10 protein-coding genes are annotated in these 9,925 nt (G+C 70.0%); 8 read left to right on the top strand and 2 right to left on the bottom strand.

From position 1 onward, the window contains the following. From ACWDNU_RS07705 to ACWDNU_RS07670, 8 genes are all read left to right on the top strand, one after another. A partial coding sequence (locus tag ACWDNU_RS07705; protein ID WP_449668196.1) for a hypothetical protein occupies nucleotides 1-231 on the top strand: 231 nt, incomplete at its 5' end. A gap of 20 nt (nucleotides 232-251) precedes the next feature. Continuing rightward, nucleotides 252-1,298 carry an amidohydrolase family protein gene (locus tag ACWDNU_RS07700; RefSeq protein ID WP_449668195.1) on the top strand — a complete coding sequence of 349 codons (1,047 nt, stop codon included), beginning with the start codon at nucleotides 252-254 and terminating at the stop codon, nucleotides 1,296-1,298. After that, nucleotides 1,295-2,944, top strand: a complete 1,650-nt coding sequence (locus ACWDNU_RS07695) for a thiamine pyrophosphate-binding protein (protein ID WP_449668194.1) — start codon at nucleotides 1,295-1,297, stop codon at nucleotides 2,942-2,944. The genes ACWDNU_RS07700 and ACWDNU_RS07695 overlap by 4 nt, the downstream gene beginning before the upstream one ends. 29 nt (nucleotides 2,945-2,973) lie before the next feature. Beyond that, nucleotides 2,974-3,828, top strand: a complete 855-nt coding sequence (locus ACWDNU_RS07690; protein ID WP_449668193.1) for a hypothetical protein — start codon at nucleotides 2,974-2,976, stop codon at nucleotides 3,826-3,828. Between the two features lie 22 nt (nucleotides 3,829-3,850). Continuing rightward, the gene (locus ACWDNU_RS07685; RefSeq protein ID WP_449668192.1) at nucleotides 3,851-4,825 is read left to right on the top strand and encodes a hypothetical protein; all 975 of its coding nucleotides are present in this window, start codon (nucleotides 3,851-3,853) and stop codon (nucleotides 4,823-4,825) included. 12 nt (nucleotides 4,826-4,837) lie between these two features. Then, nucleotides 4,838-5,686: an amidohydrolase family protein gene (locus ACWDNU_RS07680; protein WP_449668191.1), complete on the top strand. Its 849-nt coding sequence runs from the start codon at nucleotides 4,838-4,840 to the stop codon at nucleotides 5,684-5,686. A 7-nt stretch (nucleotides 5,687-5,693) separates the two neighbouring features. Beyond that, nucleotides 5,694-6,356: a GntR family transcriptional regulator gene (locus ACWDNU_RS07675; RefSeq protein ID WP_449668190.1), complete on the top strand. Its 663-nt coding sequence runs from the start codon at nucleotides 5,694-5,696 to the stop codon at nucleotides 6,354-6,356. Then, nucleotides 6,353-7,021: a universal stress protein gene (locus ACWDNU_RS07670; protein WP_449668189.1), complete on the top strand. Its 669-nt coding sequence runs from the start codon at nucleotides 6,353-6,355 to the stop codon at nucleotides 7,019-7,021. The genes ACWDNU_RS07675 and ACWDNU_RS07670 overlap by 4 nt, the downstream gene beginning before the upstream one ends. A 172-nt stretch (nucleotides 7,022-7,193) precedes the next feature. Here ACWDNU_RS07670 and ACWDNU_RS07665 read toward each other — a convergent pair whose 3' ends face one another. After that, nucleotides 7,194-9,200 carry a glycosyltransferase gene (locus ACWDNU_RS07665; protein ID WP_449668188.1) on the bottom strand — a complete coding sequence of 669 codons (2,007 nt, stop codon included), beginning with the start codon at nucleotides 9,198-9,200 and terminating at the stop codon, nucleotides 7,194-7,196. Beyond that, nucleotides 9,197-9,826 carry a DUF998 domain-containing protein gene (locus ACWDNU_RS07660; protein ID WP_449668187.1) on the bottom strand — a complete coding sequence of 210 codons (630 nt, stop codon included), beginning with the start codon at nucleotides 9,824-9,826 and terminating at the stop codon, nucleotides 9,197-9,199. The genes ACWDNU_RS07665 and ACWDNU_RS07660 overlap by 4 nt, the downstream gene beginning before the upstream one ends. Between the last annotated feature and the right edge of the window lie 99 nt (nucleotides 9,827-9,925).

Genomic DNA, 9,925 nt, shown 5'->3' with positions numbered 1-9,925 from the left:
GACCTCAGCCAGGAACTCGGCGTGCCGCGGCAGCTGGAGCACCCGCTGATGGTCGAGGCCCGGCAGCGGATCGTCGCGATCTGCCGGGAGCACGACGTCGTCGTCGGGCATCCGCACGTCACCGCCCGCAACGCCGAACAGGTCCTCGACGAGGGCTACCGCTTCCTCATGACCGCACCGGTCCGCAGCTATCCCGGCCTCGACCGGGCCCGCGAGCTGGCCGGTCGCTGACCCTACCCAGGAGGAATCCCGTGATCATCGACTGCCACGGTCATTTCACGACCGCTCCGGCCGCGCTCGGCCAGTGGCGCGAACGGCAGATCGCAAAGTTCGAAGCCACCGGTGCGCGCCACTCCCCCGACGAGTTGCGCATCGAAGACGACGAGATCCGCGCCGCGATCGAGAACGGCCAGCTCAAGCTGCAGCGCGAGCGCGGCACCGACGTCACGCTGTTCTCGCCCGGTGCCGGGAAAATGGCGCACCATTACGGCGACGCCGAGACCAGCCGGGTGTGGTCGCGGGTGAGCAACGACCTCATCGCCCGTGTCTGCGGCCTGTTCCCGGACCACTTCGTCGGCGTGTGCCAGCTGCCGCAGTCGCCCGGGGACGCGCTCGCCGAGTTCGTCCGCGCGTCGGCCGCCGAGCTGGAGCGCTGCGTGACGGAACTCGGATTCGTCGGCTGCCTGCTCAACCCCGATCCGTCCGACGGGTACTGGCAGGCGCCGCCGCTGACCGACCGCGTTTACTACCCGCTGTACGAGAAGATGGCGGAGTTGGACGTGCCCGCGATGGTGCACGTCGCGATGTCGCGCAACCCAGCTGTGCAAGGCACCTGCGCGCACTACCTCAACGGCGACACCGCGGCGTTCATGCAGCTGTGCGAATCCGATCTGTTCACCGATTTCCCGACGCTGCGGCTGATCCTGCCGCACGGCGGCGGCGCGGTCCCGTACCACTGGGGCCGCTACCGGGGCATGATGCTCGACCGCGGCCGCCCTCCGCTCGAAGATGCCTTGCTGGGCAACGTTTTCTTCGACACCTGCGTGTATCACCGGCGCGGGCTGGAACTGCTCACCGACATCGTGCCTTCCGCGAACATCCTGTTCGCCTCGGAGATGATCGGCGCCGTCCGTTCGGTCGATCCCGAAACCGGGCACCGGTTCGACGACACCCTCGCGCTGCTGAATTCCCTCGATTCCCTCGGCCCCGCCGAACGGGAAGCCATCTACGGCGGCAACGCGCTGCGGGTGTTCCCGCGCCTCGCCCGCCGCTTCGCGAAGCAGGAGGCCGCGCGGTGAAGGTCTACGAAGCACTGGCCGCGGCGTTCGCCGCCGAAGGCGTCACGGACGTGTTCGGCATGATGGGCGACGCCAACATGCATTGGATGAACGCGTTGGCCGGGCACGGAACCCGGCTCTACGAGGTGCGTCACGAGGGCGCGGGGCTCGGCATGGCGCACGGGTTCGCCCGCGCGTCGGGCCGTCCCGGCGTCGTCACCACGACGAGCGGGCCGGGGACCGCGCAGCTGGCCACCTCGATGCTGGTGGCCAGCCGCGCCCGTATCCCTCTCGTCGCGTTCTGCGGCGAAACCCCGCTGGGCGACGAAAGCGCCGTCCAGTACCTGGACCAGCGCCGGTTCGCCGCCGCGATCGAGTGCGAGTTCCTGCAGGTCGCGAAGGCGGACTCGGCCGAAGAGATCGTGCGGCGCGCGTTCTATCTCGCGCGCACCGAGCCCCGGCCGGTCATGATCAGCGCGCCGATCGACGTGCAACTGCAGGAATTCGAGGACGTCCTGCCGTATTCGCCGTCCACCGACCTGCTGCGGACCCCGGCGCTGCTGCCGAATCCGGCCAGCATCGAGCAGGCCGCGGACCTGCTCGCGGCGAGCAAACGGCCGGTGCTCATCGCCGGCCGCGGCGCCCGGAGCGCAGACGCAGCGGCGCAGGTCCTCGCGCTGCAACGGCAAACCGGTGCGCTCTTGGCGACTACGTTGCAGGCGAAGAACTGGCTGTACGGGCAGACCGAGTACCACGTCGGAATCGCCGGGCTGTTCGGCAGCAAGGTCGCGATGGAACTGCTGCAGGAAGCCGATTGCGTTGTCGCGGTCGGCGCGAGCCTGAACCACTACACGATCGAAAGCGGCTATCTCTTCCCGGACGCGAAATTCGTGCAGATCGACACCGCGCCGCACGTCGTGATGGGCAACGGCCGCGTCGCGGACAGCTACGTCCAGGCCGACGCGGTGACCGGGCTGGACGCACTGACCACCGCGCTGGAACGACGCGGCGTCGAACTCGAAGGCTTCCACACCGCCGAGGTGCACGCCCGGCTCACCGCCCCGCTCGTGGACCCGGCCGAATACCGCCGCGAACCCGGCCTCCTCGACCCGCGCGAAGCGATCGCGGTCATCGACGCCGAACTGCCCGGCGAGATCGGCCTCGTGCTCGGCAGCGGGCACCAGACGGACTTCGGAACCATGCTGTTCCAGCGTTCGCGCGAGGTCACGTCCAACTACGGGATGTTCGGCGCGATCGGACAGGCCCCGCTGCTGACCATCGGCGCCGCGGTCGCCAAGCGCGAACCGGTGTTCGTCGTCGAGGGCGACGCGAGTTTCCTCATGCACCTGCCCGAATTCGAGACCGCCTGCCGCTACGACCTGCCGGTGCTCGTCGTCGTGATGAACGACGAGGGCCTCGGCGCCGAGTACCACAAGGCGAGCGCCAAGGGACTCGATCCCGCACTCGCCGTCATCCCGACGCCCGAACTGGGCGCGGTAGCCCGGGCACTGGGCGGTGGCGGCGCGACCGTCCGCAGCGTCGAGGAACTTCGCGCCGCGCTGGGCGAATACGTCCGCAAACCGCGGCCGACCGTGATCGACGTCCGGATCACCCGTGACGTGCTGAGCGTGCCCTACCGCCGGATCCAGTACGGCGAGGACGTGTGAGCGTGCCCGACCAGGAGAGGAACCCCGACATGAAGATCGTGCTCGGCCGCGACGACCTCGCGGCCGCCGCACTGGAAGCCGCCGAGACCGCCGGGGCGTCCCCCGAACGCCTCGGCATCCGTCCCGTGCACAAAGCCTCGCGCGGATTCGTCAACGACGGAACCGTCGACGTGTGCGAACTGGCCATCGTGACGCTTCTGCAGGCGGTCGCGTACGGCAAGCCGGTAGCGCTGCTGCCGATCACCGCGCTCGGCCGCCACCAGCACCAGACCCTGGTGACGCTCGGCGAGCCCGGATTGGCCGACGTGCGCGGAAAAACCGTCGGCGTGCGGTCGTGGAGCCAGACCACCGGCGTGTGGCTGCGCGGGTTCCTCGCCGACGACTACGGCCTCGATCTGTCCGAAGTGGACTGGATCACCTACGAGGACGGCCATGTGCCCGAGTACACCGATCCGTCGTGGACGAAGCGGGCTCCCGAAGGCTCGAAGCTGCCCGCCGACTTCCTCGACGGCAAGCTCGACTACGGGATCATGGGCAACGAACTGCCCTCGGACGGCCGCATCCGCACCGCGATCCCGGATGCGCTGGCGGTGGCCGAGAAGTGGGCCGAGTGCAAGGGGTTCGCCCCGATCAACCACGTCGTCGCGTTCGATCCGGCGGCCGACGCCAAGGCGGTCCTCGCGGTCTACGACGCACTGGCGGCGCAAGTGCGCACCGGCCCGGCCGAGCTCAATCCCGTCGGGTTCGAGGGACTGCGCGGACCGGTCACCGAGGTCGCCCGCTACGCCTTCGAACAACAGGTGCTCCCCCGCGCCGTCTCGTTCGACGAACTCGTGGACCGGACGTGCGAAGCGCTGGGCGTGTCCGCATCGCGGCTCGGCTGAACCCAGAAAAGAAAGGCACGACATGGAAAAGCTTTCGATGGTCCTCGGGGACTACGCACACGGACGCGCGCTGCTGAACGGCGACGTCGAGATTCCCGGCCGCGCGGTGGAACCGGTCGAGGTGACGCCGGTGATCGGCGCGTACCGCCGGATGATCCGCGACCTCGAGTTCGACGTATGCGAACTCGCGCCCACCTCCTACCTGATGGCCCGGCAGGCAGGCGTCGCGCTGACCGCGATCCCGGTCTTCCTAAACCGCCGCTTCCACCACGCCGACGTGCAGTGCGGCGCGGCGTCCGGAATCCGTTTCCCCGCCGATCTGGCGGGGACCCGGATCGGCGTGCGCGCCTACACCGTCACCACCGGCGTCTGGGTGCGCGGGATCCTCCACGACGAATACGGCGTCGACCTCGGCTCGGTGACCTGGGTCGTCGACGACGAGGACCACATCGAGGGCCGCGCACCGTCGAACGTCGAGCACGTCACCGACGGCCGGTCGCTCAGCGAACTGCTGCGCGCCGGGGAGATCGACGCCGCGCTGAGCGGCAACGCGGGCACGGGCCGGGCCGGTGCGCCGCGAGCCGGGTGGTCGGCACCGGCAGAGTCCACAGAGGACGGTCCTTATCCGCTGTTCCCCAACCACGAGGTTCTCGCCCTCGATTGGCATCTGCGCACCGGGATCTACCCCCTGCACTCGGTGATCGCGGTACGCAGCGAACTGGTCGAACGCGACCCGGACCTGCCGACCGCGCTGTACGCCGCCTTCGCCGAGAGCAAGCGCCGCCAGGTCGAAGCGGATCCGGAATGGTCGGCACTGCCCCGGCTGGGCAAACAAACCCGGCAGCTCGGCGCCGATCCGATCCCGTACGGCTTGGGTGCCAACGACGCGAGCCTGCGGGCGCTCGTGGAGTTCTCGCGGGCACAGGGCCTGCTCGACGCCGATTTCCCCGCCGAACCGCGGCATCTGTTCGCCGACGGTGACTACCCGGACGCCTGAAAGGTGCTGTTCATGGACATCATCGACACCCACTGCCACGTCGTCTCCGCCGACCTCGCCCGCTATCCGCGCGCTCCGCTGGGCGGCAAGCAGTCGGGCTGGGCCACCACCCGGCCGGTCACCGCCGACGGGATGGCGCAGCGAATGGACGAGGCAGGCATCGCGCACGCGGTGCTGGTCCAAGCCACGACCGCGTACGGCTACGACAACTCCTACGTCCTCGACAGCCGCGCCCAGCGCCCGGACCGGTTCCTCGCAGTCGGCACCGTGGACCCGCTGCGACCGGACGCGGCCGAACATCTTGAGAAGGTCACCAACGGCGGTCTGTCCGGCGTCCGGCTGTTCACCAGCGGCAGCACCGTTCCCACTCAGGGCGAGTGGTTCGCCGTCCCGGAAAGCTTCCCGTTCTGGGAAAAAGCCGCCGAACTCGGTGTGACCGTGTGCCTGCAGATGCGGCTCGGCCCGGCGACCGCGCAACTGGACGCACTGCTGGACCGATTCCCTTCGGTCCAGATCTTGATGGACCACCTCGGCTACCCCGATATCGCGGCCTCGCCGGGAGACGCCGGTTCGGCGGTCGCGAAGCTGGCCGTGCACCCGGGCCTGCACCTCAAGCTGACCCACCGCAACCTCGAACCCCTGCACGCGGCAGGAAAGGAAGCGGCGGCGTTCCTCGACCCCGTCCTGACGTCGTTCGGCGCGCAACGGATCGCGTGGGGCTCGAATCTCCCCGCCGCGGAACAATCCCTGCCCGAACTCGTCGCGCTCGCCCGCGAGGTTCTCGGGGAAGTCCCGGAGGCCGAACAGCGGGAGATCTTCGGCGGCACGGCGCGGCGGCTGTATCCAGGACTGCCGGGCTAGGCGCCGCATGGTCGACAGCGACAGCCGCGCCACGCGCTACAGCCAGGTCTACGAGGAGCTGCGGACCGTGCTGCTCTCCGGTGCCTACGAGCCGAACACCCGGCTGACGGAAGCGGATCTGACCACCAGGTTCGAGGTCTCCCGCGGCACGATCCGTTCGGTGCTGGTGCGGCTGGCGCAGGAAGGGTACGTCACCAGCGAGGCCAACCGCGGGGTCCGCACGCGCAGCTTCACCCTGTCGGAGGCCGCGGACATCCTCGAAGCCCGCGAAACCCTGGAGGCGGCGCTGGCGGGCAAAGCCGCGGAACGGGCGACCGACCGGGAAATCGCCGAACTGCGCGCGACTCTGGAGGGAATGGAAGCGGCGCAGGGAAAGGGCGACCAGTCCGCCTATTCGAGGGGCAACCGGGCGTTCCACCAGCAGGTCAAAGCGGCCGCGCACCAGGCGACGCTGGCACGGACGTACGACACGCTGCTCTATCCCTTGGTGATGCGCCAGTATCGCAACATCTCGGCGCAGCACCCGCGAGCAGGTTCCCTCGCCGAGCACCGCGCGATCCTGCTGGCCATCATCACCCGCAACCCGGAAGCGGCGGCCGCGGCGATGCGCCACCACGTCGGTTCCGCCCGGCGCGCGCTGCTGCTCGACCGGGGCCCGGCCCGGGAATGAACGGACCGGTCCTCGTCGCGTTCGACGGCACCCCGGCAGCGGAGCACGCGCTGTCGTGGGCAGCCGCGGCGGCCGTACGCCGTGGCTGCGAACTCGTCGTCGCCAGAACGACCTGGTGGCCCATCACTCTCGATCCTGCTCTCCCAGCAGTGTGTTTGGTGCCGGAAGCCCGCGTCGACCACGCGGTCGAGCAGGCGGTCGCAGCCTGGCCCGCGCTGCGGGTGTCCGGCGTCGAGTCCGGCGGGACCGCAGAACTGCTCGCCATTGGTGCCAGGCTGGACTCCTCGCTGATCGTGGCACCCGCGTGCGCCCAGGTTCCGTGGCGAGCGCTCCTCCGCGGCGTGGGCAGACCGCTCGCATTCGCGGGCTCCCGCTGCGGGCCAGTGGTGTCCGAGATGCGCTCCCGGCACGCGCACCTCGGCACGCTGGCGCTCGCTTTCGACCTCGCCCGCTCCGGCGGAGCAGACCTGCATGTCCTGCACACCGCCGCTATCCGGCATCGCGCCTGTTCAGCGGACTTAGCCGGCTTCGCGGTGAGCGCGCTGGCGGACTGGCTGGTGTCGAGCCCGGACGTCGCCATCACCTACCGGCTCGCCACCTCTTCGCGGATACAAGCCCTCAAGCACAGCGTGCGCTCGGGAGGAGTGCTGCTGCCGGCTCCGTAGACCGCCGAGGAGACCGTTGGTGTGCCGCTGCTCAAGGCGGTCTCGGGCATCTGGCTGTGATGGCGACCAGATGCTCGGTGCGCGACTGAACGACCGGACAGCGGTTGCCGAGACTTCGATCGGATGCGCGGTGGTTCGGCCGACTTCCGCGGCCCTACACAGGCTTGCCGGGTTACGCTGCCTGGCCGGTCACCGGGGTGTGCGGAAGCGCCCCAGTCGCGGCTCGGTAGAGATCCTCGTAGGCATCCAGGGTCCGGGCTATTCCGTGCCTGGCCACGGCTTCTTGGCCTGCTCGACCCATTCTCGTGCGGAGGGCGGGGTCGGAGGTCAGTTCCAGCAGGCGCTCCCCCAGCACCTCCGTCTCGCCGGGTGGGTAGAGCCATCCGGTCCGGCCCGGGGTCACCAGGTGGGGCAGGGCCATCGCGTCGGCGGCGAGCACCGGGAGGCCGGCGGCCATCGCTTCCATCGTTGCCAGGCTTTGCAGTTCGGCGGTGCCCGGCATGCAGAAGAGGTGGCTGGTCCGGTACGCGCGCACCAGTTCGGCGTCCGGCACGAACCCGCGGAACGTCACCCGGTCCGCGACGTCCAGGCGGGCGGCGAGGTGTTCCAGTTCCGTCCGGCACGAACCGTCGCCGATGAGGGTGGCGTGCAGGGTCGGGACTTTCGGCAGGGCCCGGAGGAGGTCGTCCACGTTCTTCTCCGCGTCCAGGCGGCCGACGAACAGGACGCGGACGGGATCGGCGGGCGCGGGGTCGACCGGGGCGTAGTGGCCCAGGTCGATTCCGCACGAGACCACTGCGACCGGGCCGGGGAAACCTTTTTCCTCCAGCAGTTGCGCGGCGCGCGGGGTCGGCGTGGTGACGACGCCGGCGCGGCGGAAGACCCGGACGAAGTCGCGCCAGGCCCAGCGGGTCAGCGCCGACGTCACCGGTTCGGGCAGCGATACGAAGCCGAGCAGGTTTTCCGGCATGAAGTGGTTTGTCGCGACGGCGGGGACGCCACGTTCTTCGGCGGCGGCCAGCAGACCGCGGCCGACCGAGAAGTGCGACTGGACGTGGACGACGTCGGGGCGGAGGTCGTCCAGCAGTTCGGCGGCGGTGCGACGGGCGCGGCGCGGTGTGCTGAAGCGGAACGTCGGGTGGAAGGGCGTGCGGTGGGACGGCACGTAATGGAGCGTGTAGCCGGCGTCCGGATCGGGGACCTCGGCGCGCTGTGGGGTGAGGATGTGGACCTCGCGGCCGCGGGCGCTCAATCCGCGGGCCAGGCGTTCGGCGAAGTGGGCGGCGCCGTTCACATCGGGAGGGAAGGTGTCGGCGCCGATGACGATACGCAACCGGGAATGCGGCATGGGACGCTCCTGAACAGGTCGAGGTGACGGTTTCGCGTAGGCCAGCACGACGACGCCGGCAATGGCGACGGCGGCCAGTCCGATTTGGACAGTGGCGGCGACGGGCGAGGCGACTGGTCGCTCGCCGAACAGCAGTGCGCTGGCGAGGATTGCGGTGAACGGGTCCACGACAGTTGTCGCCGCGACAGCGACCGCGGCGGGACCGCTGGCGTAAGCGCGGTGCATCAGCCAGCCGCCGGTCAGCAGGAGCAGTCCGGCTTCGGCGGCCACTACCGCGCCTGTCCCGGGAGTCCCGTGGACAAGATGCAGGGCAGCGACGCGCATCGTGGCGGAGCCGAGTCCGAAAAGGACTGCCGCGGCGGCGGCTTGGGTCAGGCATTTCGCACGGCCGCGGACAAACCATGCTCCGGCGGCCGCGCACGCTCCGGCCAGCAGCGCCGGCTGGACGCTGGCGAGGCTGGGGATAGCGGTGACTCCGACGGACGCGGCGGAGAGCAGGACGAATCCGCCGACTCCCGCACATACCGCGACAGTCGCGCCGACTGCCCGGCTGGAACGGTCCGGGTTTCGGAACCCGACAGTCAACACCAGGCTGAGCACGCCGATCGGCTGGACAACCGCCAGCGGCGCCAGCGAAAGCGCGATCAGGTGCAGCGCGCTGCCCAGAACGGCGAGGCTGGTGCCGCCGAGCCAGATCGGATTGCGCAGGACTGCGCTGACGGCGCGCAAACCGGTCCCGTCGGCGGTTTCGACCGATCGGTGCTGAAAGCGGACGGCGGCGGCGAAGAAACACGCGGCAAGCACCGCCAGTGCGATCGCGACGAGAGTCATCGGCCCGCCCTTCCGATCGCGCGGGCACCGGTGATCAGGATGACCAGTTCCGCGGTGAGCGCGACGCGTTCGAGCAATCCGGCCGGCAATGCCGTGACGAACTGGGCGGCGCCGAAACCAGCGGCGGTGACCAGGCCCGCGATCGCGCAACCGGTGAGGCGGCGCGCGGTCTTCGCCCAGTGCGGCTGGGCGCTCAGTCGTCGCCCCAGCGACGCGCAGGCCAGCGGCAACGCTCCGAAAAGGACAGCGCCGCCGATCCGGTGAACAGTGCCGTGAAAGGTCGATTCGCCCACTGCCGCGTTTCCCTGGAACACCAGCTCGATCACCAGCGCGACGCCCCACAGTCCGAAAAGGACGATGGTGGTGCGCCCGGCGGGCAACGCCGTGGCCCGGGCGGCCGCGACGAGCAGGACTCCGGCGGCCAGCACGAGGAGCACGGCCAGGGCGAACCAGATCCGGGCGACCCGGTGCAGGGCGTAGTCGCTGACCGGGTCGCGGAACGGGTCGACGGTCGGGTCGAAGGCGAACGACAACGTGCCGATCAGCGAAAGCGCGGCCGTGGTGAGGCCGATCGCCCACCAGGCGAGCCGCTTCGCGGGAGTGGCGCTGACAAGGCTTCCGGTCACCTGCCCCACGGTGGGCGGGCCGGATGAGAAGCTGATGAGAATTTCCCGGGGTTCGGTTAAGAAGCGCTCGGCGGGGTTCGGACTCGGGGCGGAATCGGC

It is taken from the genome of Amycolatopsis sp. NPDC003676 (assembly GCF_053587275.1).
This window is presented reverse-complemented; position numbering and strand designations above follow the sequence as displayed.